We start from the raw sequence: 23,653 nt of genomic DNA, 5'->3' as shown, positions 1-23,653 counted from the left end.
GCCGTCAGAAATCCTTGCACAACCGCAGTGCGTCGTAGATCGCGGCGTGTGTGTTGCGCTGCGCCACGCAGTCGCCGATGCGGAACAGCAAGTAGCCCTCACCCGTGGTACTCAGCGATGGCTGCGGTTTGATCGCAAACAACGCATCGATATCGATCTGGCCCTTGTTGCGCGATCCTTCCTTGAGCCCGTAGTACAGCTCTTCGTCCGGACGCACGCCGTTTTCCACGACCACCTGATCGACCACCCGCTCCTCTTTGGCACCGGTGTATTCGTTCTCCAGCACCGCGATCAGTTTGTCGCCCTCGCGGTAGACCTTCTCGAGCATCATGTCGCCGGTCATGATCACTTCTTTCGGATACATGCTGCGGTAGTAGGTCGGGAACGACGTACCGCCAACGGCCACACCCGGTTTGATGTCGTCGGTGACGATCTCGACCTGGCTGCCCTTGTCGGCAAGGAAGTCGGCAACCGACATCCCGGTGAACTCGCAAATGGTGTCGTAGACCAGCACGTTCTTGCCCGGCGCAACCTTGCCGTCGAGCACGTCCCAACTGCTGACTACCAACCCTTCGGCCGCGCCCCAGTGTTCGTTCTGCTCAAGAAACGGATGTCCGCCAACCGCCAGCACCACGACGTCCGGACGCAAATCCATGATCGTCGCGGCATCAGCCGCAGTGCCCAAACGCAGGTCGACTTTCAGCCGCGCCAGTTCCAACTGGAACCAGCGGGTAATGCCGGCGATCTGGTCGCGCTGCGGTGCTTTCGATGCAGTAGTGATTTGCCCGCCGATGAATTCTTTCTTCTCGAACAGCGTCACGTCGTGGCCGCGTTCAGCAGACACCCGCGCCGCTTCCATCCCGGCCGGGCCGGCACCGACGACCACGACTTTGCGCTTGATGCCGGTGGATTTTTCGATGATGTGCGGCACGCCCATGTATTCACGGGACGTCGCGGCGTTCTGGATGCACAGCACGTCCAGACCTTGGTATTGACGGTCGATGCAATAGTTGGCGCCCACACACTGTTTGATCTGGTCGATCTGGCCCATCTTGATCTTGGCGATCAGGTGCGGGTCGGCGATGTGCGCTCGGGTCATGCCGACCATATCGACATAACCGCCCTCGAGAATCCGGGTGGCCTGGTTCGGGTCCTTGATGTTCTGCGCATGCAGAACCGGCGCTTTCACCACCTCTTTGATCCCGGCCGCCAAGTGCAGAAACGGCTCCGGTGGATAACTCATGTTGGGGATAACGTTGGCCAGGGTGTTGTGGGTGTCGCAACCCGAACCGACTACGCCGATGAAGTCGAGCATGCCGGTGTCGTCGTAGTACTTGGCGATCTGTTTCATGTCCTCGTGGGACAAGCCGTCCGGGTGGAATTCGTCGCCGCACAAGCGGATGCCGACGCAGAAATCGTCGCCGACTTCCTTGCGCACAGCCTTGAGCACTTCCAGACCGAAACGCATGCGGTTCTCGAAACTGCCGCCCCATTCATCGGTGCGCTTGTTGACGCGCGGACTCCAGAACTGGTCGATCATGTGTTGGTGCACGGCGGACAGCTCAACGCCGTCCAGACCACCGGCCTTGGCGCGGCCAGCAGCGGTGGCGTAGTTGCCGATCACCCGCCAGATCTCTTCCGGCTCGATGGTTTTGCAGGTCGCGCGGTGCACCGGTTCACGGATGCCCGACGGCGACAGCAGGGTTGGCCAATGCTCGCCGTCCCAACGCGAGCGGCGGCCCATGTGGGTAATCTGGATCATGATCTTGGCGCCATGCTTGTGCATGGCGTCGGCGAGGTTCTGGAAGTGCGGGATGATCCGGTCGTCCGCCAGGTTCACCGATTTCCACCAGCCTTGCGGGCTGTCGATGGCCACACTGGACGAACCGCCGCAAATCGCCAGGCCGATGCCGCCCTTGGCTTTCTCTTCGTAATACTTGACGTAGCGGTCGGTGGTCATGCCGCCGTCAGTCGCGTAGACCTCGGCGTGCGCGGTGCTGAGCACACGGTTGCGGATGGTCAGTTTGCCGATCTGGATCGGCTGGAACATTGCTTCGAAAGCCATGACGGGTTCCTCGACTTACAACGGCTTGACGGTGAACAAGCCGTCTTCGTGGCCTTCTTCGGAGCCACCGTACACTTGCTCGGCAACCGTGCGAATCTTGCTGCCGCGAGCCTCAAGAATCTGATCCATCGCGCCGGCAAACCAGCCGGTGAACATGTAGTCGACCTTGCGCCCGACCTTGCCGTAGACGTAGACAAACGCCGAGTGCTCGAGCTTGACGCTGGCGGTGCCTTTATCGAGGTCGATGTCCTGAATCTTGAACAGCCCCCAACCGCGCTGCGACAAGCGCTTCATGTAGTGCTCGAACACCGCAACGCCCTCCAGGCCGTGGCATTCAGCTTCTTTTTCGCACCAGTGCCAGGCAGATTTGTAGCCGGCCTTGTAGAGGATCTCGGCGTAGGCTTCGGCGCCCAGCACTTCCTCGATGCCCATGTGGTTATTGACGAAAAAGTGACGCGGCACGTACAGCATTGGCAGGGCGTCGGAAGTCCAGACACCGGTTTCGCTGTCGACTTCGATAGGCAATTGCGGGGCGATCTTGGCCATGGAAACTTAACTCCAGAAAAGTTTTAGATTCAGTGTTGGCCGCAGCCCTCACCCCAGCCCTCTCCCACAGGAGAGGGGGCAGTTCGGCGGCGGTCTTGGAAAGCGTTACTCGCCCCAGACGTCTTTCAAGACGTTGACCCAGTTTTCGCCCATGATCTTGCGCACCACACGTTCGGGATGGCCGCGCTTGAGCAGGGTTTCAGTCAGGTTCGGGAACTCGCCGACAGTGCGGATGCCCAGCGGGTTGATGATCTTGCCGAAGCTGGTCAGACGGCGGGCGTAGCCTTTGTCGTGGGTCAGGTATTCGAAAAAGTCCTGGCCGTGGCCCTGAGTGAAATCGGTGCCGATGCCGATGGCGTCTTCGCCGACGATGTTCATCACGTATTCGATGGCTTCGGCGTAGTCGTCGATGGTCGAATCGATGCCCTTGGCGAGGAACGGCGCGAACATGGTCACGCCGACGAAACCGCCGTGGTCGGCAATGAATTTGAGTTCTTCATCGGACTTGTTGCGCGGGTGCTCCTTGAGCCCCGACGGCAGGCAGTGGGAGTAGCAGACCGGTTTTTTCGATTCGAGGATGACTTCTTCGGAAGTCTTGGAACCGACGTGGGACAGGTCGCACATGACACCAACGCGGTTCATCTCGGCGACGATCTCGCGACCGAACCCCGACAGCCCGCCATCACGCTCGTAGCAACCGGTGCCGACCAGGTTCTGGGTGTTGTAGCACATCTGCACGATGCCGACGCCGAGCTGCTTGAACACCTCGACATAGCCGATCTGGTCTTCAAACGCATGGGCATTCTGAAAGCCGAAGAGGATGCCGGTCTTGCCCTGCTCCTTGGCGCGACGGATATCGGCGGTGGTGCGCACCGGCATCACCAGATCGCTGTTCTCGCGGATCAGCTTCTGGCTGGCAGCGATGTTGTTGACGGTCGCCTGAAAGCCTTCCCACACCGACACAGTGCAGTTGGCCGCCGTCAGACCGCCCTTGCGCATGTCTTCGAACAGCTCGCGGTTCCATTTGGCAATGATCAGACCGTCGATAACGATGCTGTCGGCGTGTAATTCGGCTGGGCTCATCAGGCGTCCCCTTATTGGCGATTCATGCGCCGAATCGTCTGCCGGCGCTTTGGGGCCAGCATATGCCTCGGTGCAGGGGCGACCGGGTGCAAAAACGACAGGGGAATTGCCGAAAGCGTCAATCCGCGACAAAGGGTCATCAGGCGGCCCGACCAGCCACCTGTTCAAGCCCGCAAGCTTGAGCCAGAATCCCCCGCATCTTGGATACACCACTGGATGAGAGCGGCGACCTCAATGAAATCGATCTTCCTGGCCCTGGCACTGATTGCGACCGGCGTACACGCCGCCGAAGAGTCCGACAACAACCCGTGCGACGCAGTCGAAAACGACGTGCAGACCCTGGAGTGCTCAGCCTACAGCCGCACCGCGGCTGAAGACCTGCTCAAGGACAACTACGCCAGCCTCACCGAACGCATGCAAACCGCATACGGCAAGAACCCGACGCAACTGGCTGACATCACCGCCAAACTCAAAACTGCCCAGCAGCAATGGCTGAAGACGCGGGACGCCGATTGCGCGGTAGAAGCCTTCCCGGCTACGGACGGCAGCAAAGCATTCAAGATCGCGCAGAACGATTGCGTGGCGCGGATGAGTGACGAGCGGTCGGAGTTTTTGGAGTCGATTGGGCAGGAGTGAGTGTCTGATCTGTAAGCTGCACATCTATAGCTAATCAAAGGACACCCATGAACATCTGCGGCATCGAAATCAAAGGCAGCGAAGCGATCATCGCCGTGGCCGCTCTCGACGGTTCGACCCTGAGCCACATCCCTCTCGCCACCAAGAAAATCGCCCTCGAAGACGATGACGAGGCAGCCAACGTCAAACGCTTCGCCGCGCAGGTCGCGTCGTTTGTGCGGGAGAATTCGATTGACCGGATTGCGATCAAGAAGCGCAGCAAGAAAGGTGAATTTGCCGGTGGGCCGACGACGTTCAAGATCGAGGGTGTGTTTCAGTTGCTCGATGGGTGTGAGGTGACGCTGCTGTCGCCGCAGACGATCAATGCACAGGCCAAGAAGCACAATTTCGAGCTGCCGGGGACGCTGAACAAGTATCAGCATGAGGCTTATAAAGCGGCGTGCTCGACGTTGGTGAAGAAGTAAGCAAACAGCAAGATCAAAAGATCGCAGCCTTCGGCAGCTCCTACAGGGGATCTCATGTAGGAGCTGCCGAAGGCTGCGATCTTTTGATTTTCAGGCTTGGGCAGTACGGCGGTCTTCTCGCGGACAGCGTGCGAACTTCGCCCGGTAGCTGCGAGTGAAATACGACGGTGATTCAAACCCGCAGGCAATGCTGACTTCGAGCACGCTCATATCCGTCTGGCGCAACAACTGCCGGGCCTTTTCCAACCTTAAGCGCAGATAGAAATTGCTCGGCGTGTCGTTCAGATGCAGCCGGAACAAGCGCTCCAGTTGTCGCCGCGTGACCTTGATCGATTCCGCCAGTTGCAGCGTGCTCAGCGGCGGTTCGCTGTGTTGTTCCATCTCGCCAATCACCTGCACCAGTTTCTTGTTGCTGATGCCATAACGCGTGGCGACCTCCATGCGCTGGTGGTCTTTGCGCGGGCGGATGCGGCCTAACACAAATTGCTCGCTGACCTGGATCGCCAGTTGCGGGCCGTGGGCCTGGGCGATCAGGTCGAGCATTAAATCGATGGAAGCGGTGCCACCGGCCGAGGTGATGCGCCGTCGGTCAATCTCGAACAGCTCCTGCGTCACGCTGAGCTGTGGATAAGATTCCTTGAACGCATCGATGGCTTCCCAATGCAGGGTCAGGCGATGGCCCTCAAGCAGGCCCGCCTCGGCCAGGACGAAGCTGCCGGTGTCGATGGCGCCAAGGGTGACGCCTTCGTTATCCAGGCGGCGCAGCCAGTGCTCAAGCGTTGGCGTGGCGAATTTCAGCGGTTCGAATCCGGCGACCACCAACAGCGTCGCGCCTTTCTTCAATGGTTCAAGCGCTGCGTCGGCATTGACCGACATGCCATTACTCGCCAGCACTGCCCCGCCATCGGCGCTCAGAACATGCCAGCGGTACAGCTCGCCGCGAAAACGGTTGGCCACCCGTAGAGGTTCGATCGCGGAGATAAAGCCGATCGCGGAAAACCCCGGCATCAGCAAAAAGTAGAAATCCTGGGACATGGGCGCACTCGGTTGGCGGGTAGCGTGGGTCGTTGATACGCCGATTGTCGTCAGCGTTCAAGCGCACAGGTCGCTACAGTGCAAGTGCCGGTCGCCGTAGTGCGCTTTCACGGGCGCATTGCTGCGTAACTTTGCATCACCGGCGCATCAGACGCCGGGAACCACAATAAACGACCTGCCGAGGAACCCGACATGAAACGACTGATCAGCAGCTGTGTTCTTGCACTCAGCGGTACCGCTTTCTTGAGCGCCAGCGTCATGGCGGCCGAACCCGCGTCTTGCCAGAACGTACGCATGGGCGTGGTCAACTGGACCGACGTGATCGCTACCAGTGCCATGACCCAGGTTCTGCTCGACGGCCTCGGCTACAACACCAAACAAACCAGCGCATCCCAGCAAATCATCTTCGCCGGGATCCGCGATCAGCGTCTGGACCTGTTCCTCGGCTACTGGAACCCGCTGATGACCCAGACCATCACGCCGTTCGTCGACGCCAATCAGGTCAAGGTCCTCGAAGCGCCTAGCCTCAAAGATGCCCGCGCCACCCTGGCTGTGCCGACTTACCTGGCTGACAAGGGCCTGAAAACCTTCGCCGACATCGCCAAATTCGAGAAAGAACTGGGCGGCAAGATTTACGGCATCGAGCCGGGTTCGGGCGCCAACACGCAGATTAAGGCAATGATCGCCAAGAACCAGTTCGGCCTCGGCAAATTCCAACTGGTCGAATCAAGCGAAGCCGGCATGCTCGCGGCGGTTAATCGCGCCGTGCGCCGCAAAGAGGCCGTGGTGTTCTTCGGCTGGGCGCCGCACCCGATGAACGTCAACGTGCAGATGACTTACCTCACCGGCAGCGAAGACGCCCTCGGCCCGAACGAAGGCATGGCCACCGTATGGACGGTCACGTCGCCCAAGTACGCCGAACAATGCCCGAACATCGGTCGCCTGCTGACCAACCTGACGTACACCGCCGAAGACGAGAGCCGGATGATGCAACCGCTGCTCGATCACAAGGACGCCTTCGAGTCCGCCCGGCAATGGCTCAAGGATCACCCGCAAGACAAGCAGCGCTGGCTGGAAGGTGTGACCACGTTCGATGGCAAACCGGCCGCTGAAAACCTGCAACTGACCAGCAAGTAAATCACCCCTGAATCACCGCTTCGCAGCCCGACAAGGGCTGCGGACAGACCCATCACGCCTGAAGGAAACCGCACCATGAACCACGACGTCATCATCACCTGCGCACTCACCGGTGCTGGCGACACGACCGCCCGCAGCCCGCACGTGCCGGTCACCCCGAAACAGATCGCTGCAGCCGCCGTGGAAGCCGCCAAGGCTGGCGCCACGGTGGTGCATTGCCACGTCCGTGACCCACAGACCGGCAAGTTCAGCCGTGACGTAGCGCTGTACCGCGAACTGATGGAGCGGATCCGCGAATCGGACGTCGACATCATCGTCAACCTCACGGCCGGCATGGGTGGCGACCTGGAAATCGGCGCTGGCGAGAACCCGATGGAGTTCGGCCCGAACACCGATCTGGTCGGCCCGCTGACCCGCCTCGCTCATGTCGAAGAACTGCTGCCGGAAATCTGCACCCTCGATTGCGGCACGCTGAACTTCGGCGACGGCGACACCATTTACGTCTCCACCCCGGCGCAACTGCGCGCAGGTGCCAAACGCATCACCGAGCTGGGTGTGAAGGCCGAACTGGAAATCTTCGACACCGGTCACCTGTGGTTCGCCAAGCAGATGATCAAGGAAGGTCTGCTCGACAACCCGTTGTTCCAGCTGTGTCTGGGCATCCCGTGGGGCGCGCCGGCCGACACCACCACCATGAAAGCCATGGTCGACAACCTGCCGGCGGATGCCGTGTGGGCCGGGTTCGGCATTGGCCGCATGCAGATGCCGATGGCGGCGCAAGCCGTGCTGCTCGGCGGCAACGTGCGGGTCGGCCTGGAAGACAATCTGTGGCTGGACAAGGGCGTGCTCGCGACCAACGGCCAACTGGTCGGACGCGCCACCGAAATCCTCAGCCGCCTCGGCGCCCGCGTGCTGACTCCGGCTGAAGGTCGCAAGAAAATGGGCCTGACCCAGCGCGGTTAATTCGAACTTACCCATGACCTTGTGGGAGCGGGCTTGCCCGCGATGACGGCTGTTCTACCGACAGATTTTTTCAGTAGTGCCGACGCCATCGCGGGCAAGCCCGCTCCCACAGGGTTCTGCGAACTCTTTAGGACATGACCAATGAGCTTTATCACCGAAATCAAAACCTTCGCCGCGCTGGGCAGCGGTGTCATCGGCAGCGGCTGGGTCGCGCGAGCCCTCGCCCATGGCCTCGATGTCGTGGCATGGGACCCGGCGCCCGGCGCTGAAACGGCCCTGCGCAAACGCGTCGCCAATGCCTGGGGGGCGCTGGAGAAAAACGGCCTGGCGCCGGGCGCTTCGCAGGATCGTCTGCGCTTCGTCGCGACCATCGAAGAATGCGTGCGTGATGCCGATTTCATTCAGGAAAGCGCTCCGGAACGTCTGGAACTGAAACTGGAATTGCACAGCAAAATCAGCGCATCTGCCAAGCCGAACGCGTTAATCGGTTCCAGCACTTCTGGCCTGCTGCCGAGCGAGTTTTACGAGAGCTCGACCAACCCGGAACGCTGTGTGGTCGGCCATCCGTTCAATCCGGTCTACCTGCTGCCGTTGGTGGAAGTGGTCGGCGGCAAGAACACCGCGCCTGAAGCCGTGCAAGCGGCTATGAAAGTCTACGAATCCCTCGGCATGCGCCCGCTGCACGTGCGCAAGGAAGTACCGGGGTTTATTGCCGACCGTTTGCTTGAAGCGCTGTGGCGCGAGGCGCTGCACCTGGTCAACGACGGCGTCGCCACAACGGGCGAGATCGACGATGCCATCCGCTTTGGCGCGGGTCTGCGCTGGTCGTTCATGGGCACGTTTTTGACTTACACGCTGGCCGGTGGTGATGCCGGGATGCGCCACTTCATGTCGCAATTCGGCCCGGCCTTGCAGTTGCCGTGGACCTATCTGCCGGCCCCGGAACTGACTGACAAGTTGATTGATGACGTGGTCGATGGCACCAGCGAGCAGCTTGGCGAACGTAGTATTTCGGCATTGGAGCGCTATCGTGATGATTGCCTGCTAGCGGTACTGGAGGCGGTCAGGACTACCAAGGAAAAGCATGGAATGAGTTTCAGCGAGTGATGCGTTTGGCATGACATTGCTGCCCTCACCCTAGCCCTCTCCCAGAGGTCCGAGGTGCTCGTGCGAGTGACGCCGACCTGAATTACCGAGCCGAAAACGAGTTTTAAATCGCATAAAGATCGGCTCCCTTTCCCCCTTGCCCCCCTGGGGGAGAGGGCTGGGGTGAGGGGGTAGCTTTTGATCCTGAAGACCATCCAACAGCCCGGAACCCAATCATGCCCACCCTTACCACCTACCAAACCCGCATCATCCCCGACTGGGTCGACTACAACGGCCACCTGCGCGATGCCTTTTACCTGCTGATTTTCAGCTACGCCACCGACGCCCTGATGGATCGCCTCGGCATGGACAGCAACAACCGCGAAGCCAGCGGCCACTCGCTGTTTACGCTTGAACTGCACCTCAACTACCTGCACGAAGTGAAGCTCGACGCCGAGGTCGAAGTGCACACGCAAATCATCGGCCACGACAGTAAGCGCCTGCACCTCTATCACAGCCTGCACAAAGTCGGCGATCCCCAGGAACTGGCCGGCAACGAGCAAATGTTGCTCCATGTCGATCTCTCCGGCCCACGCTCGGCACCGTTCACCCCCGACACGCTGAATCACCTGCAAGCCATCGTCGCCGCGCAAACCGACCTGCCCACCCCCACTTACATAGGCCGCGTCATCGCCCTGCCGCCTGCCCGGTAGACCGCGTCATCGTTCATCGCGGGCAAGCCCGCTCCCACAGGGTTAGGCGTTGGTCACAAAAAGGTGTCCAGATCCAAAACCTGTGGGAGCTGGCTTGCCCGCGATGAATCCACCTCGGTCTTGCTGATTCACAGCCAAAAAAAACCCCGATACCAGCCGTGACTGGATCGGGGCAGAGGCTACTGTTGAGGAGCTGCGATGCGAGGGTGACCAAACCTTCGTGTTGCAAGCTGAGTTCAGTGTGCCGACTCCCCTGCACAGCGAGTTAGCCGAAAACGACCTGTTCATAGCCGTCGCGGCCACTGCGACAAATCGCTCTTGCCGTCACTTCACCCGCCTACCAGAATCGAACCACGACCTCCGTTGCCGAAGAAGGATTCGCCTCATGATGTACGCCGACTTGATTGATCAGGAAGACCTGTTGGGACAGCTCAAGGCATTGGGGTTTCAGGTGCCAAGTGGCTCCACGGCCGAGCGGGCCTGTGAGTGTGCGGTGCGTGGGCTGGATAATGTAAGGGCATCCGAGCTGCGCAAGATGGTCAAGGACATGTACACCAGTGGCGCCAGCATCCAGCCCGCAGTGCGTCAGGCCATCGACAAACAGTTGCTGCCAGCGTTGGCGGACTACCAGCAAAGCCATAGCGCCTGATAAATCCATTCGCGAGCAGGCTCGCTCCCACATTCGACAGAATTCTCATGGAAGAACTCGGTTAAAGGTGGGAGCGAGCCTGCTCGCGAAGAACGATGACTCGCTCTACAGCCTTACACTGGCAAACGTCGACTCATTGCGCGCCTGGCTCAACGCCGACATCGGACCCGACAGCGGCGACATCACAATCGCTTGCGGCAGCGGCAGCATCGCCACTTGCTGGGTGGTGTTGGACCCTACGCGCTCGTCACGCGGCGGAATGCCGAAGTATTCGCGGTAGCACTTGGAGAAGTGCGGCGTCGACACAAAACCGCACACCGAAGCCACTTCGATGATCGACATCGGCGTCTGCTTGAGCAATTGCCGGGCGCGAATCAGGCGCAACTTGAGGTAGTAGCGCGACGGCGAACAGTGCAGGTATTTCTGGAACAGGCGCTCGAGCTGCCGACGCGACACGGCGACGTACACCGCCAGTTCATCAAGGTCGATTGGCTCTTCCAGATTGGCTTCCATCAGCGCAACGATTTCCTGCAGTTTCGGCTGGTTGGTGCCGAGCATGTGCTTGAGCGGCACACGCTGGTGATCCTGCTCGTTGCGGATACGCTCGTAGACGAACATTTCCGAGATCGCGGCGGACAGCTCACGGCCGTGATCGCGGCTGATCAGGTGCAGCATCATGTCCAGCGGCGCGGTGCCGCCGGAGCTGGTGAAACGGTTACGGTCGAGGGTGAACAAGCGGGTGCTCATCGCCACGCGCGGGAAAGCTTCCTGCATCGCCGCCAGACATTCCCAATGCACGCTGCAATCGAAACCGTCGAGCAGGCCGGCGCAGGCCAGGGCCCAACTGCCGGTGCACACGGCACCGAGACGTTTGGACTGACGCGCCTGGCTTTGCAGCCATGAGACGTGTTCACGGGTAACGGTGCGCTGGATGCCGATGCCACCGCAGACGATCACGGTGTCCAGCGGTGGCGCTTTGTGCATGGAGGCGTCAGGGGTGATTTGCAGACCGTCACTGGCCCACACCTGGCCGCCATCGACGGTGAGGGTGCTCCAGCGATACAGCTCGCGACCGGACAATTGATTGGCCATACGCAGAGGTTCAACTGCGGAGGCCAGAGAAATCAGCGTGAAATTGTCCAGCAGCAGAAAGCCGATGGATTGAGGCGCACGGTTCTGGGGTTGGGCCCCGGAGTTGAACGACGTCATCGCGGTATCTCCTCACACAAAGCGGGTGATGGCCTCAGGCGGAGGCTCTTGTTATTGCCGGCGTTCTCGCAGGGGAGACGGGCTTTGTTATGACAGAGCAATTGCCATGCCTAAAATTGAATGGCCGTTCAACAACTCCTGAAAACGACGTCGCGACGTGTCTATTCGAGACGTCCGACCAAGGGTATTTAGAAGTGCCATCGACGCCAGTGAAAGCCCTGCCCCGATGGGTGTGAGCATATCGGTAGCACTTGTGGGAACTGGCTTGCGCACGGTTGCCGGGGAATGTCACCTAAGGCACGGGTGACGGACGGTAGGGGGTGCCGATTGCCTGTAACAGCTGGGAAAGACTCTTATCTGATTGCGACGCGCTAAAAGGTGGCGTGATTGATTAGCCGTGTTCACTTAGCGCGCAGTTTTGACTGGTCTGGCCCCTTCGCGAGCAGGCTCGCTCCCACAGTAGATCTCCAGTGAACACAAAAATGTATGAACGCCAGGTTCCAATGTGGGAGCGAGCTTGTCTCCGGGCGGCGTTCCGACGAAGAATTCACCTCGGTGGAGCTGACTCAGCACTCAACCGCGCTCACCGCCAAGCCACCGCGCGACGTTTCTTTATATTTGTCATGCATATCGGCGCCGGTATCGCGCATGGTGCGAATCACCCGGTCCAGCGAGATAAAGTGCTGCCCGTCGCCACGCAACGCCATCTGCGCTGCATTGATTGCTTTCACCGCCGCAATCGCATTGCGCTCGATGCACGGCACTTGCACCAGACCACCTACCGGATCGCACGTCAGCCCAAGGTTGTGCTCCAGGCCTATCTCCGCCGCATTGCACAGTTGCTCGGGTGTGGCGCCAAGAATCTCCGCCAGCCCCGCCGCCGCCATCGCGCACGCCGAGCCGACTTCGCCCTGACAGCCGACTTCAGCACCGGAGATCGACGCATTCTTCTTGCACAGAATCCCGACCGCCGCCGCACCGAGGAGGTAATCGACGACATTGGCGTCAGTCACCGCCTCGCTGAACTTCATAAAGTAGTGCAACACCGCCGGAATGATCCCCGCCGCGCCGTTGGTCGGCGCCGTGACCATGCGCCCACCCGCGGCGTTCTCTTCATTCACGGCGAGGGCGAACAGGTTGACCCACTCCATTGCGCTCAGTGTCGAACCAATCACATTCGGCTTGCCCAGCTCCTGCAGGCTACGGTGCAACTTCGCCGCGCGGCGACGCACATTCAAACCGCCGGGCAGGATGCCCTCGTGCTTCAAGCCCTGTTCGACGCAATCCTGCATCGCCCGCCACAGTTTCATCAGCCCGGCGCGAATCTCTTCTTCACTGCGCCAGACCTTCTCGTTGGCCATCATCAATTCGGCAACGCGCAGGTTGTGCTTTTTGCACAGCTCCAGCAGCTCGACGGCGCTGGAAAAGTCATAAGGCAACTCGGTGCGATCCAGATCGACCACGCCGCTGGACGCCTGCGCCTCATCCACGACAAATCCACCACCGACCGAATAGTAGGTGTCGCGATGCAACTCGCCGTGATCGCCTTCGGCAACCAGGGTCATGGCATTGGGATGGAACGGCAGGTTTTCCTCGATCAGGCGCATGTCGCGGGCCCAGACAAACGGCACCGACAAGCGACCATCCAAAAGGAGTGTGTGGGTTTCACGCAGGGCCTGGATGCGCGGGCCGATCTGCGACGGATCGATCGCGTCCGGCCACTCACCCATCAACCCCATGATCACCGCGTTGTCGCTGCCGTGACCGATGCCCGTGGCCGACAGCGAACCGAAAAGCTGAACCTCAATGCGCCGCACCTGTTCCAACTGATGCCTGTCACGCAGCGACTCAACGAACAAGGCCGCCGCGCGCATTGGCCCGACGGTGTGGGAACTGGAAGGGCCGATGCCGATTTTGAACAGGTCGAAAACGCTGATAGCCATTGCTGCAGAGCTCCTGAAGATGCTGATCCGGGGCGTTAAGCGCCCGCTGGCGGAGCTGCTACGCTCAAGCTGCGATCCGCCGGAATGCCCGCATCATCAGGCTTTTGATGGCTCGCACGGCGTCTGGCACCGACGCACTCATGTCCACGAACGCCGTACCGGTTTTCACGCCTGTTTGCGCCGTTTTTATGCAGTTCAGATGGCCAGACAGGGCAGAAAAAAGCTGTAAACGACGTCACTGACACTGGATGCGACCATCCCTGTACTGGATACGACCCCCCCTGTAGGCGTCAGATTTTCACTGGTACATGATCGTTATGACTCGATTGCAAGGCGACGTGGTAGAGCTGTCTCCAGAACGCCATCCAACCGCAACCCATAAGTGCGGTGGTCCAGTCGGAACACTGCCAAAAAAAACACCAAGGAGTCCATCCATGAAAGGTTCCCCGTCGTTGTTGTTGGCCGCCATGCTGAGTCTGCCGTTACTGGCGCAAGCTGCAGAACCGGCACAGTGCAGTACCGTAAATTTCTCCGATGTTGGCTGGACCGACATCACCGCCACCACCGCTACCACCTCCGTCGTCCTCAACGCCCTCGGCTACAAGACCAAGACCACCATGATCTCCGTACCCGTGACCTACAAGTCGCTGGCCGACGGCAAGAACATGGACGTGTTCCTCGGCAACTGGATGCCGACCATGGAAAACGACATCAAGGCCTACCGCGACGCCGGCACCGTGGAAACCGTGCGCACCAACCTCACCGGCGCCAAGTACACCCTCGCCGTGCCGCAAGCCCTGTATGACAAAGGTCTGCATGACTTCGCCGACATCGCCAAATTCAAGAAAGAACTCGACGGCAAGATTTATGGCATCGAGCCTGGCAACGACGGCAACCGTCTGATCCAGAGCATGATCGACAAGGACGCCTTCGGCCTGAAAACCGCCGGGTTCAAAGTCGTCGAATCGTCTGAAGCGGGCATGCTCTCGCAGGTTGACCGCGCGTCGCGCCGTGGCACCGAGGTGGTGTTCCTCGGCTGGGCGCCGCACCCGATGAACAAGCGCTTCAAGATTCAATACCTGACCGGCGGCGACGAGTTCTTCGGCCCCGATTTCGGTGCGGCCACCGTAGCGACCAACACCCGCAAGGGTTACGCCACGGAATGCAGCAACGTCGGTCAGTTGCTGAAGAATCTGGAGTTCACCGTCGACATGGAAAGCGAACTGATGGGCAACATCCTCGACGACAAGATGAAGCCTGACGCGGCCGCCAAGGCCTGGCTGAAAAAGAATCCACAGGTGCTCGATACCTGGCTCGCTGGCGTGACCACCATTGACGGTAAGCCTGGCCTGGAGGCCGTGAAAGCCAAGTTAGCCCAGTAATCGCTTATGCCGGGCAGGTTCGCCTGCCCGGGCTGTTTATTTCCTTGCATGCGGACGTTCACTACCATGCTGATTGATCAGAAAATACCTTTAGGCCAGTACATCGCGGCATTCGTTGAATGGTTGACGCAACACGGCGCCAACACGTTCGACGCAATTGCCGTGACGCTGGAAACGATGATCCACGGCGTGACGTTTGCGCTGACCTGGTTCAACCCGCTGGTCTTGATCGGCCTCATCGCCCTGATTGCGCATCTGATCCAGCGCAAATGGGGGCTCACCGCTTTTGTAGTCGCTTCGTTTCTGCTGATCCTCAATCTGGGGTACTGGCAGGAAACCATGGAAACCCTCGCCCAGGTGTTATTCGCCACCTTTGTCTGCGTGCTGATCGGTGTGCCGCTGGGCATCATCGCCGCGCACAAGCCGATGTTCTACACGGTGATGCGCCCGGTACTCGATCTGATGCAGACCGTACCGACCTTCGTTTACCTCATTCCTACCCTGACCCTCTTCGGGCTGGGTGTGGTGCCGGGCCTGATCTCCACGGTGGTGTTCGCCATCGCGGCGCCCATCCGCCTGACCTACTTGGGCATCCGCGATGTCCCGCAAGAACTGATGGACGCCGGCAAGGCCTTCGGCTGCTCGCGTCGCCAATTGCTCTCACGGATCGAATTGCCTCACGCCATGCCGAGCATCGCTGCCGGCATCACTCAATGCATCATGCTGTCGTTGTCGATGGTGGTGATCGCGGCACTGGTGGGCGCCGACGGACTCGGCAAACCGGTGGTCAACGCACTGAACACTGCTGATATCGCCCTGGGCTTCGAAGCAGGCCTGGCGATCGTACTGCTGGCGATCATGCTCGACCGTATCTGCAAACAACCCGACGCCAAAGTAGGGGGTGACGCATGAGCATAATTCGCTTCGAAGACGTCGACGTAATCTTCTCCAAAGATCCGCGCGAGGCACTCAAGCTGCTGGATCAGGGCATGACCCGCAACGAGATCCTGAAAAAGACCGGGCAAATCGTTGGTGTGGAAAAAGCCACGCTGGACATCAACAAAGGCGAAATCTGCGTGCTGATGGGCCTCTCGGGCTCCGGCAAGTCGAGCCTGCTGCGCTGCATCAACGGCCTCAACACCGTGAGCCGCGGCAAGCTGTTCGTCGAGCATGAAAACCGCCAGATCGACATCGCCTCCTGCACGCCCGCCGAACTGAAAATGATGCGCACCAAACGCATCGCCATGGTGTTCCAGAAATTCGCCTTGATGCCTTGGCTGACGGTGCGCGAGAACATCAGTTTCGGTCTGGAAATGCAGGGACGCCCGGAAAAGGAACGCAAGAAACTGGTCGATGAAAAACTCGAACTGGTGGGCCTGACCCAATGGCGCAACAAAAAGCCTGACGAACTCTCCGGCGGCATGCAGCAACGTGTGGGCCTTGCCCGGGCGCTGGCTATGGATGCCGATATTCTGCTGATGGACGAACCGTTTTCGGCACTCGACCCGTTGATCCGCCAGGGTTTGCAGGATGAACTGCTGGAGCTGCAACGCAAGCTCAACAAGACGATCGTGTTTGTGAGCCACGACCTCGATGAGGCGCTCAAACTGGGTAGCCGCATCGCGATCATGAAGGACGGCCGGATCATTCAATACAGCGTGCCGGAAGAGATTGTGCTGAACCCGGCGGACGACTATGTGCGCACCTTCGTCGCGCACACCAACCCGCTCAACGTGCTGTGCGGTCGCAGCCTGATGCGCACGCTGGACAAGTGCAAACGCATCAACGGCTCGGTGTGTCTCGATCCGGGCGGCGATTCGTGGCTGGACCTGGCTGAAGGCAACACCATCAGAGGCGCGCGGCAGAACGGCGCGGCCCTCGACTTGCAGAATTGGGTACCGGGGCAAGCGGTGGAAGGACTGGAGCGCCGGCCGACGCTGGTCGACTCGAATATCGGCATGCGCGATGCGTTGCAGATTCGTTACCAGACCGGCAACAAACTGGTGCTGCACGATAACAATCATGTGGTGGGGATCCTGGGCGACAGCGAGCTGTATCACGCGTTGCTGGGCAAGAACCTGGGGTAAGCCCCGCAGACACAAAAACGCCGCGAGAGGATCGCGGCGTTTTTGTTTGAGTGAAGATCAAGAGATCGCAGCCTTCGGCAGCTCCTAAAGGGGGATGCGATCAATGTAGGAGCTGCCGAAGGCTGCGATCTTTTAAAGGAGGCAACGCGGTGCTTCAGACAGAAACACCGCCTCCTTCATTACCTAGCTGTACACCCGGCCAAGGAGCTGCCGATGGCTTTCAAACTGATCGAGCACATCCCGCGTGATCTGATCCTGCGTGAAGCCCATCAGGTCGTAATCCTGGCTGCCGTTGTGCAGGTACACCTCGGCGCGGTAGTAGCGCTGGCGCGCCTCTTCAGAGTCCACAGATTCAGTCGGCGTCGCGAGGTAACCTTCCAGGCTCACTTCATAAACGAAAGGGTTCCCCTCTTCCATTTCGATGCGCACGCCCATGCAACGCTTGGATTTACCCAGCAGCGTCTGTACTTCCAGACCCTGCGCACGCATTTGCGCGGCCGCATCTTCCAGCGCCGGGCTGACTTGCTTGTCCATGAAACGCTGAACCACCGATTGGCTCGGCTGCAGATCCAGTTGCGTCAGACGCTCACTGAAACCACGACGACCACGCTCGGCCAGTTGCGCTTGCTCCTGTTCGATCTGCACGTCCTGACGCATCGCCTTGTGCAGGCCGAACATGAAGAACACCAGCACCACCGAGAACGGCAGACCGGCCAGCACCACCATGGTTTGCATGGCTTCGAAGTTACCGGCAAACAGCAGACCGATGGTTACCAGCGTGATAACTGCCGACCAGAAAATCCGCAGCCAGTGCGGCGCATCTTCGTCGACGTTGCCGCCCTTGCACGAAAGGTTGGCCATCATCACCGCACCGGAATCGGCCGGGGTCAGGAACAGTACGAAGCCCACGAAGATCGACACACCAATGACAATCTTCGACGCCGGGTAATGCTCAAGCAGCTGATAGATCGCCATCGACGGCTGTTCCAGCGCCGTCTTGCCGAGCTCAACCGCCCCATGGTTCATCACCAGATCCAGGGCCGAGTTACCGAAAATCGACAACCAGGCCAGCGTGAAGCCCAGCGGAATCAGCAGCACACCGGCGACCAGTTCACGCACGGTCCGACCACGGGAAATCCGCGCGATGAACATGCCGACGAATGGGGCCCAGGAAATCCACCACGCCCAGTAGAACAGCGTCCACAGGCCCATCCAGCGTTCGGTTTTCTCGGCGCTGCCTTCATACACGTAGAGGTCGAAGGTTTTCAGCACGATGCCGTTGAGGTAGTCGCCAATGTTCTGCACGAAGCCATTGAGCAAGTGCAAGGTCGGGCCGAACAGCAGCACGAAAATCAGCAGACCGCTGAACAGCACGATGTTCAGGTTGGACAGACGACGGATGCCGTTTTCCACACCCGACACCGCCGCGATGGTTGCCACGGTGCTCATCACAATGATCACGATCAGCAGGTTGGTGTTGCTGTGTTCCATGCCGAACAGGTTTTCAAGGCCCGACGACACTTGCAGCGAACCAATCCCCAGGTTGGTCACCAGACCCAAAAGGGTCACGAACATGCCGAAGCCGTCCACCGCGTGACCGGCCGCGCCTTTGACCCAACGCTCGCCTACCAGCGGATACAGCGCCGAACGCAGTGCCAGCGGCTGGTTATGACGGTAAGCAAAGTACGCCACGGCCAGACCGACCAGTGCATAGATCGCCCAGCCGTGCAGGCCCCAGTGCAGGAAAGTCAGCTGTACAGCCTGACGCGCCGCCATGTTGGAGCCGGCAGTGCCTTCAGGCGGATTGAAGTAGTGATCCAGCGGTTCGGAGGCGCCGAAGTACAACAGCGAAATACCGATACCCGACGAGAACAGCATCCCCGCCCAGGCGCCGTAACTGAAATCAGGGGTGTCGTCCTTGCTGCCCAGTTTGAGTTTGCCGTAGGAAGAAAACGCCAGGCCCACCACAAACACCAGGTAAGCGGCGATCACCACCATGTAGTACCAGCCGAAGCTGCGCGACAACCAGGCCTGAGCCACACCCAACATCCTGCCGGCCTCTTGCGGGGCGATAATCAGAATGGCGGTCAACAACAGAATCAGCGCGGTAGAGGTGTAAAACACCCAACCGTTGACCGTCACCTTCTCGGGCGGGGTCTTTATTAGCGAGGCAGAACTCATGGCACAAATGCTCCAGGCAGTGCGAGAGAAGAACACAAGGCAACACGGAACCCGACCAATCGGTTAGTTGGCAGCCGACCGGCGGGTGATATAAAGACACCCCGAAAAAAGCCTGAACCTGCCGAAATGGCGCTGCGAATCGCTACCGTGGCCGAAGATGTACGGACGTTCATCCGAAACCTGGCCCTGAGCGTCTTGCCCTTTCAACACGTCCTTCGAATAGCGAACCGCGCCATGCCCCATACAGGTTTCGAGCATTTTCGGATGTCGGTTTTATCGCCACTTACACGTAGGAAAAAGCTGTAGGCAGCGACGATTTGTCGCAGATCTTATTCTTTGTTGATTGAACGTTCAATCAAAACAAAATAGACTGGCCCTCAATCCGATAAGCGTTATTCGCCCGTCGGAAGGCCTAAGGAGATGTGCAAGATGCCCAAGGTCGGTATGCAACCCATCCGCCGCCAACAACTGATCGAAGCCACTTTGCAGGCGGTCGATCAGGTCGGAATGGGGGACGCCAGCATTGCGCTGATCGCCCGTTTGGCCGGTGTCTCGAATGGCATCATCAGTCACTATTTTCAGGACAAGAATGGCCTGATTGCCGCCACGATGCGGTATCTGATGACCGCCCTCAGCGAGAGTGTCACCGCACGTCGTCAGGCGTTGGCAGATGACAGCCCACGGGCGCATCTGCAGGTGATCATCGAAGGCAACTTCGACGCCAGCCAGGTCAATGGCCCGGCAATGAAAACCTGGTTGGCCTTTTGGGCCACCAGCATGCACCAGCCGTCTTTGCACAGGTTGCAGCGGATCAACGATCACCGCTTGTATTCCAACCTGTGCTGCCAGTTCCGCCGTGTGTTGCCGCTCGAAGATGCGCGCAGCGCCGCCCGCGGTCTGGCAGCCCTCATTGACGGGTTGTGGTTGCGCGGCGCGCTGTCGGGAGACGCTTTCGACACAGCGCAGGCGCAACAGATCGCTTACGAATACATGGATTTCCAATTGGCCAAGCAGGTGAGCTAGAGCACTCGAAAAAAGCTCGGCCCCTGAACTGTCACCGATCAGCGATGCCACAGCTACATGGCTCACCCGGTGACCAACGCCAACCACTTATGCACTTGCGAGGACACTATGGCCCGTTTCGAACTGCAAAAACTCTACATCGATGGCGCTTACTCCGACGCCTCCAGCGACGCCACCTTCGAAGCCATCAACCCGGCAACCGGTGAAGTCCTCGCACAAGTACAACGTGCGACCAAGGAAGACGTCGAGCGCGCTGTGGTCAGCGCCGAAAAGGGCCAGAAAATCTGGGCCGCGATGACCGCCATGGAGCGTTCGCGCATCCTGCGTCGTGCCGTCGACATCCTGCGCGAGCGCAACGATGAACTGGCTGCTCTGGAAACCCTGGACACCGGTAAAGCCTTCTCCGAAACCAAGTACGTCGACATCGTTACCGGCGCTGACGTGCTGGAATACTACGCAGGCCTGGTACCCGCCATCGAAGGCGAGCAGATCCCGCTGCGTGACACCGCATTCGTTTACACCCGTCGCGAGCCGCTGGGCGTTGTCGCCGGTATCGGCGCGTGGAACTACCCGATCCAGATCGCTCTGTGGAAATCCGCTCCAGCGCTGGCCGCCGGTAACGCGATGATCTTCAAGCCAAGCGAAGTCACCTCGCTGACCACCCTGAAACTGGCTGAAATCTACACCGCAGCCGGCGTTCCGGATGGCGTGTTCAACGTCCTGACCGGCAGCGGCCGTGAAGTCGGCACCTGGCTGACCGAGCACCCGCGCATCGAGAAAATCTCCTTCACCGGCGGCACCGACACCGGCAAGAAAGTCATGGCCAGCGCTTCGGCATCGTCGCTGAAAGACGTGACCATGGAACTGGGCGGCAAGTCGCCGCTGATCATCTTCGACGACGCCGACCTCGATCGCGCCGCCGACACCGCGATGATGGCCAACTTCTACAGCTCGGGTCAGGTCTGCACCAACGGTACTCGCGTGTTCGTGCCGAGCCACCTGAAAGCTGCGTTCGAAGCCAAGATCGTTGAGCGCGTTGCGCGCATCCGCATCGGCAACCCGGAAGACGAAAACACCAACTTCGGTCCGCTGGTGAGCTTCGCGCACATGGAAAGCGTGCTGGGCTACATCGCCAAGGGTAAAGAACAAGGTGCCCGCGTCCTGTGCGGCGGCGAGCGTCTGACCGACGGCGAATTCGCCAAAGGCGCGTTCGTGGCGCCGACCGTGTTCACCGACTGCACCGACGACATGACCATCGTTCGTGAAGAAATCTTTGGCCCGGTCATGGCGATCCTGTCTTACGAGACCGAAGAAGAAGTGATCCGCCGTGCCAACGACACTGACTTCGGCCTGGCCGCCGGTGTCGTTACCAAAGACCTGAACCGCGCGCACCGCGTGATTCATCAGCTCGAAGCCGGTATCTGCTGGATCAACGCCTGGGGCGAGTCCGACGCAAAAATGCCGGTTGGCGGTTACAAGCAGTCGGGTGTTGGCCGTGAAAACGGGATCAGCTCTCTCAACAACTTCACGCGCATCAAGTCCGTGCAAGTCGAACTGGGCGATTACGCCTCAGTGTTCTGAGGAGCCACAAGCGGCAAGCTTTAAGCTGCAAGTAAAAGCAGTTTGGGCTTGCCGCCCTCCCCCGATTTCGAAGACACAGCTCGCTGCTTTTTCTTGCAGCTTGAAGCTTGTGACTTGTAGCTCCCCCAGGAGAATTTATGACTACAGAATACGACTACATCATCATAGGGGCCGGCTCTGCAGGTAACACACTTGCGACCCGTCTGACTGAAGACGAAGGCGTCACCGTTCTGCTGCTCGAAGCAGGCGGGCCGGATTATCGTCTCGACTTCCGTACGCAAATGCCGGCCGCACTGGCGTTCCCGCTGCAAGGTCGTCGCTACAACTGGGCTTACGAAACCGATCCAGAGCCACACATGGACGGTCGCCGGATGGAATGCGGTCGCGGCAAAGGCCTCGGCGGCTCTTCGCTGATCAACGGCATGTGCTACATCCGCGGCAACGCGATGGACTACGACAACTGGGCCAAGCTGCCGGGCCTTGAAGATTGGGATTACCTGAACTGCCTGCCGTATTTCCGCAAAGCGGAAACCCGTGACATCGGCCCGAACGATTACCACGGTGGCGATGGCCCGGTCAGCGTGACCACGCCAAAGGCTGGCAACAACCCGCTGTTCCACGCGATGGTTGAAGCAGGCGTGCAGGCCGGTTACCCGCGTACCGAAGACTTGAACGGTTATCAGCAGGAAGGCTTCGGCCCGATGGACCGCACTGTAACGCCGAACGGCCGCCGTGCTTCCACCGCCCGTGGTTACCTCGATATCGCTAAAAAGCGTTCGACCCTGACCATCGTCACCCACGCCCTGACCGACAAGATCCTGTTCGAAGGCAAGCGTGCCATCGGCGTGCGTTATCTGGTTGGCGACGCTGAAGAGCGCGTTGAAGCCAAAGCCCGCAAGGAAGTCCTGCTGTGCTCCGGCGCCATCGCCTCGCCACAGGTTCTGCAGCGTTCCGGCGTAGGCCCGGCAAAACTGCTGGAAAGCCTCGACATCCCGGTCGTACACGATCTGCCGGGCGTCGGTGAAAACCTGCAGGATCACCTTGAGCTTTACCTGCAATATGCGTGCACCCAACCGGTTTCGCTGTACCCGTCGCTGCTCTGGTACAACCAGCCGGCCATCGGTGCCGAGTGGCTGTTCAACGGCACCGGCATCGGCGCCAGCAACCAGTTCGAGGCCGGCGGCTTCATCCGTTCGCGTCCGGAATTCGAATGGCCGAACATCCAGTACCACTTCCTGCCGGTAGCGATTAACTACAACGGCAGCAACGGTGTGAAAGAGCACGGTTTCCAGGCGCACATGGGTTCCATGCGTTCGCCGAGCCGTGGCCGCATCCAGGTGAAGTCCAAGGATCCGCGTCAGCACCCGAGCATCCTGTTCAACTACATGGCCACCGAGCAAGACTGGCAGGAGTTCCGTGACGGCATCCGCCTGACCCGTGAAATCATGCAACAGCCAGCGCTGGATCAATACCGTGGCCGTGAAATCAGCCCGGGTATCGACGTGCAAACCGATGAGCAGCTGGACAAGTTCATCCGCGAACACGCCGAAACCGCGTTCCACCCGTCCTGCTCGTGCAAGATGGGCACCGACGAGATGGCTGTGGTCGATGGCGAAGGCCGCGTGCATGGCATGCAGGGTCTGCGGGTGGTCGATGCGTCGATCATGCCGATCATCACCACCGGCAACCTGAACGCGCCGACGATCATGATCGCCGAGAAAATCGCCGACAAGATCCGTGGCCGCAAGCCACTGCCGCGCAGCACCGCCGACTACTACGTAGCGGGCGATGCGCCGGTAAAGGGCAAGGCGATGCGTGATATCACGCCTGTTGCTCAGTAATACTTGATACCGCGTCACGGCTAATCGCT

At 59.8% G+C, this 23,653-nt stretch carries 21 protein-coding genes; 14 read left to right on the top strand and 7 right to left on the bottom strand.

Annotation, left to right across the window (positions count from 1 at the left end; translation table 11 throughout):
- Positions 1-4: 4 nt before the first annotated feature.
- The 3 genes from dgcA to AB4P92_RS18180 all read right to left on the bottom strand — a co-directional run bounded on the left by dgcA (position 5) and on the right by AB4P92_RS18180 (position 3,694).
- Entirely contained in the window at positions 5-2,065 is a 2,061-nt protein-coding gene (dgcA, locus tag AB4P92_RS18190; protein WP_395597963.1) for a dimethylglycine demethylation protein DgcA, read from the bottom strand.
- Between the two features lie 15 nt (positions 2,066-2,080).
- Positions 2,081-2,611 (bottom strand): DUF5943 domain-containing protein, encoded by a 531-nt coding sequence (locus AB4P92_RS18185; RefSeq protein WP_047303843.1) that lies wholly within the window; start codon positions 2,609-2,611, stop codon positions 2,081-2,083.
- 105 nt (positions 2,612-2,716) lie between these two features.
- A complete protein-coding gene (locus AB4P92_RS18180) occupies positions 2,717-3,694 on the bottom strand; it encodes a dipeptidase (protein ID WP_034153590.1) in 978 nt (325 codons plus the stop codon).
- 234 nt (positions 3,695-3,928) lie between these two features.
- On the opposite strand from AB4P92_RS18180, the gene AB4P92_RS18175 reads away from it, so the two are divergent.
- Together AB4P92_RS18175 and AB4P92_RS18170 are read left to right on the top strand one after the other, a co-directional pair.
- Positions 3,929-4,330 carry a lysozyme inhibitor LprI family protein gene (locus AB4P92_RS18175; RefSeq protein ID WP_042561462.1) on the top strand — a complete coding sequence of 134 codons (402 nt, stop codon included), beginning with the start codon at positions 3,929-3,931 and terminating at the stop codon, positions 4,328-4,330.
- Between the two features lie 47 nt (positions 4,331-4,377).
- Positions 4,378-4,794 carry a DUF3010 family protein gene (locus AB4P92_RS18170; RefSeq protein ID WP_042561463.1) on the top strand — a complete coding sequence of 139 codons (417 nt, stop codon included), beginning with the start codon at positions 4,378-4,380 and terminating at the stop codon, positions 4,792-4,794.
- Between the two features lie 90 nt (positions 4,795-4,884).
- Here the strand turns inward: AB4P92_RS18170 and AB4P92_RS18165 are convergent, their stop codons facing one another.
- Positions 4,885-5,829: a GlxA family transcriptional regulator gene (locus AB4P92_RS18165; protein WP_042561464.1), complete on the bottom strand. Its 945-nt coding sequence runs from the start codon at positions 5,827-5,829 to the stop codon at positions 4,885-4,887.
- Between the two features lie 192 nt (positions 5,830-6,021).
- Between AB4P92_RS18165 and AB4P92_RS18160 the strand changes: the two genes are divergently transcribed.
- From AB4P92_RS18160 to AB4P92_RS18140, 5 genes are all read left to right on the top strand, one after another.
- Positions 6,022-6,966: a choline ABC transporter substrate-binding protein gene (locus AB4P92_RS18160; protein ID WP_395597962.1), complete on the top strand. Its 945-nt coding sequence runs from the start codon at positions 6,022-6,024 to the stop codon at positions 6,964-6,966.
- Positions 6,967-7,041: 75 nt separating this feature from the next.
- Positions 7,042-7,929 (top strand): 3-keto-5-aminohexanoate cleavage protein, encoded by an 888-nt coding sequence (locus AB4P92_RS18155; protein WP_395597961.1) that lies wholly within the window; start codon positions 7,042-7,044, stop codon positions 7,927-7,929.
- Between the two features lie 141 nt (positions 7,930-8,070).
- On the top strand, positions 8,071-9,036 hold the full coding sequence (locus AB4P92_RS18150; RefSeq protein ID WP_395597960.1) for an L-carnitine dehydrogenase: 966 nt from the start codon (positions 8,071-8,073) through the stop codon (positions 9,034-9,036).
- 215 nt (positions 9,037-9,251) lie between these two features.
- Entirely contained in the window at positions 9,252-9,728 is a 477-nt protein-coding gene (locus AB4P92_RS18145; RefSeq protein WP_395597959.1) for a thioesterase family protein, read from the top strand.
- 385 nt (positions 9,729-10,113) lie between these two features.
- Entirely contained in the window at positions 10,114-10,377 is a 264-nt protein-coding gene (locus AB4P92_RS18140; RefSeq protein WP_395597958.1) for a hypothetical protein, read from the top strand.
- A gap of 105 nt (positions 10,378-10,482) precedes the next feature.
- On the opposite strand, the gene AB4P92_RS18135 is transcribed toward AB4P92_RS18140, so the two are convergent.
- Together AB4P92_RS18135 and AB4P92_RS18130 are read right to left on the bottom strand one after the other, a co-directional pair.
- Entirely contained in the window at positions 10,483-11,586 is a 1,104-nt protein-coding gene (locus AB4P92_RS18135; RefSeq protein ID WP_007949927.1) for a GlxA family transcriptional regulator, read from the bottom strand.
- A gap of 566 nt (positions 11,587-12,152) precedes the next feature.
- On the bottom strand, positions 12,153-13,529 hold the full coding sequence (locus tag AB4P92_RS18130; RefSeq protein ID WP_115147144.1) for an L-serine ammonia-lyase: 1,377 nt from the start codon (positions 13,527-13,529) through the stop codon (positions 12,153-12,155).
- On the opposite strand from AB4P92_RS18130, the gene AB4P92_RS18125 reads away from it, so the two are divergent.
- The 4 genes from AB4P92_RS18125 to choV all read left to right on the top strand — a co-directional run bounded on the left by AB4P92_RS18125 (position 13,492) and on the right by choV (position 16,998).
- Entirely contained in the window at positions 13,492-13,758 is a 267-nt protein-coding gene (locus AB4P92_RS18125) for a hypothetical protein (protein WP_147282618.1), read from the top strand. The two genes, AB4P92_RS18130 and AB4P92_RS18125, sit on opposite strands and share 38 nt — an antisense overlap.
- Positions 13,759-13,963: 205 nt before the next feature.
- Entirely contained in the window at positions 13,964-14,911 is a 948-nt protein-coding gene (locus tag AB4P92_RS18120; protein WP_042561471.1) for a choline ABC transporter substrate-binding protein, read from the top strand.
- Between the two features lie 66 nt (positions 14,912-14,977).
- Positions 14,978-15,823 (top strand): choline ABC transporter permease subunit, encoded by an 846-nt coding sequence (choW, locus tag AB4P92_RS18115; RefSeq protein WP_042561472.1) that lies wholly within the window; start codon positions 14,978-14,980, stop codon positions 15,821-15,823.
- The gene (gene choV / locus AB4P92_RS18110) at positions 15,820-16,998 is read left to right on the top strand and encodes a choline ABC transporter ATP-binding protein (protein WP_200617175.1); all 1,179 of its coding nucleotides are present in this window, start codon (positions 15,820-15,822) and stop codon (positions 16,996-16,998) included. The genes choW and choV overlap by 4 nt, the downstream gene beginning before the upstream one ends.
- Positions 16,999-17,181: 183 nt before the next feature.
- Here the strand turns inward: choV and betT are convergent, their stop codons facing one another.
- Complete coding sequence (betT, locus tag AB4P92_RS18105; protein ID WP_042561474.1) at positions 17,182-19,179, bottom strand: choline BCCT transporter BetT; 1,998 nt, start codon at positions 19,177-19,179, stop codon at positions 17,182-17,184.
- Positions 19,180-19,608: 429 nt separating this feature from the next.
- On the opposite strand from betT, the gene betI reads away from it, so the two are divergent.
- The 3 genes from betI (at position 19,609) to betA (ending at position 23,624) form a co-directional block, all read left to right on the top strand.
- The gene (betI, locus tag AB4P92_RS18100; protein WP_042561476.1) at positions 19,609-20,202 is read left to right on the top strand and encodes a transcriptional regulator BetI; all 594 of its coding nucleotides are present in this window, start codon (positions 19,609-19,611) and stop codon (positions 20,200-20,202) included.
- Between the two features lie 108 nt (positions 20,203-20,310).
- On the top strand, positions 20,311-21,783 hold the full coding sequence (betB, locus tag AB4P92_RS18095) for a betaine-aldehyde dehydrogenase (protein ID WP_042561477.1): 1,473 nt from the start codon (positions 20,311-20,313) through the stop codon (positions 21,781-21,783).
- A 137-nt stretch (positions 21,784-21,920) separates the two neighbouring features.
- A complete protein-coding gene (gene betA / locus AB4P92_RS18090; protein WP_200617174.1) occupies positions 21,921-23,624 on the top strand; it encodes a choline dehydrogenase in 1,704 nt (567 codons plus the stop codon).
- Positions 23,625-23,653: the final 29 nt, after the last annotated feature.

Source organism: Pseudomonas sp. A0308 (assembly GCF_044218815.1).
In the GTDB taxonomy this organism is placed as follows: domain Bacteria; phylum Pseudomonadota; class Gammaproteobacteria; order Pseudomonadales; family Pseudomonadaceae; genus Aquipseudomonas; species Aquipseudomonas iridis.
This window is presented reverse-complemented; position numbering and strand designations above follow the sequence as displayed.

Bases quoted from the DNA above. Each gene is read 5' to 3' on its own strand.
- dgcA (WP_395597963.1), bottom strand. From the start codon at position 2,065: ATGGCTTTCGAAGCAATGTTCCAGCCGATCCAGATCGGCAAACTGACC.
- AB4P92_RS18185 (WP_047303843.1), bottom strand. From the start codon at position 2,611: ATGGCCAAGATCGCCCCGCAATTGCCTATCGAAGTCGACAGCGAAACC.
- AB4P92_RS18180 (WP_034153590.1), bottom strand. From the start codon at position 3,694: ATGAGCCCAGCCGAATTACACGCCGACAGCATCGTTATCGACGGTCTG.
- AB4P92_RS18175 (WP_042561462.1), top strand. From the start codon at position 3,929: ATGAAATCGATCTTCCTGGCCCTGGCACTGATTGCGACCGGCGTACAC.
- AB4P92_RS18170 (WP_042561463.1), top strand. From the start codon at position 4,378: ATGAACATCTGCGGCATCGAAATCAAAGGCAGCGAAGCGATCATCGCC.
- AB4P92_RS18165 (WP_042561464.1), bottom strand. From the start codon at position 5,829: ATGTCCCAGGATTTCTACTTTTTGCTGATGCCGGGGTTTTCCGCGATC.
- AB4P92_RS18160 (WP_395597962.1), top strand. From the start codon at position 6,022: ATGAAACGACTGATCAGCAGCTGTGTTCTTGCACTCAGCGGTACCGCT.
- AB4P92_RS18155 (WP_395597961.1), top strand. From the start codon at position 7,042: ATGAACCACGACGTCATCATCACCTGCGCACTCACCGGTGCTGGCGAC.
- AB4P92_RS18150 (WP_395597960.1), top strand. From the start codon at position 8,071: ATGAGCTTTATCACCGAAATCAAAACCTTCGCCGCGCTGGGCAGCGGT.
- AB4P92_RS18145 (WP_395597959.1), top strand. From the start codon at position 9,252: ATGCCCACCCTTACCACCTACCAAACCCGCATCATCCCCGACTGGGTC.
- AB4P92_RS18140 (WP_395597958.1), top strand. From the start codon at position 10,114: ATGATGTACGCCGACTTGATTGATCAGGAAGACCTGTTGGGACAGCTC.
- AB4P92_RS18135 (WP_007949927.1), bottom strand. From the start codon at position 11,586: ATGACGTCGTTCAACTCCGGGGCCCAACCCCAGAACCGTGCGCCTCAA.
- AB4P92_RS18125 (WP_147282618.1), top strand. From the start codon at position 13,492: ATGCCGATTTTGAACAGGTCGAAAACGCTGATAGCCATTGCTGCAGAG.
- AB4P92_RS18130 (WP_115147144.1), bottom strand. From the start codon at position 13,529: ATGGCTATCAGCGTTTTCGACCTGTTCAAAATCGGCATCGGCCCTTCC.
- AB4P92_RS18120 (WP_042561471.1), top strand. From the start codon at position 13,964: ATGAAAGGTTCCCCGTCGTTGTTGTTGGCCGCCATGCTGAGTCTGCCG.
- choW (WP_042561472.1), top strand. From the start codon at position 14,978: ATGCTGATTGATCAGAAAATACCTTTAGGCCAGTACATCGCGGCATTC.
- choV (WP_200617175.1), top strand. From the start codon at position 15,820: ATGAGCATAATTCGCTTCGAAGACGTCGACGTAATCTTCTCCAAAGAT.
- betT (WP_042561474.1), bottom strand. From the start codon at position 19,179: ATGAGTTCTGCCTCGCTAATAAAGACCCCGCCCGAGAAGGTGACGGTC.
- betI (WP_042561476.1), top strand. From the start codon at position 19,609: ATGCCCAAGGTCGGTATGCAACCCATCCGCCGCCAACAACTGATCGAA.
- betB (WP_042561477.1), top strand. From the start codon at position 20,311: ATGGCCCGTTTCGAACTGCAAAAACTCTACATCGATGGCGCTTACTCC.
- betA (WP_200617174.1), top strand. From the start codon at position 21,921: ATGACTACAGAATACGACTACATCATCATAGGGGCCGGCTCTGCAGGT.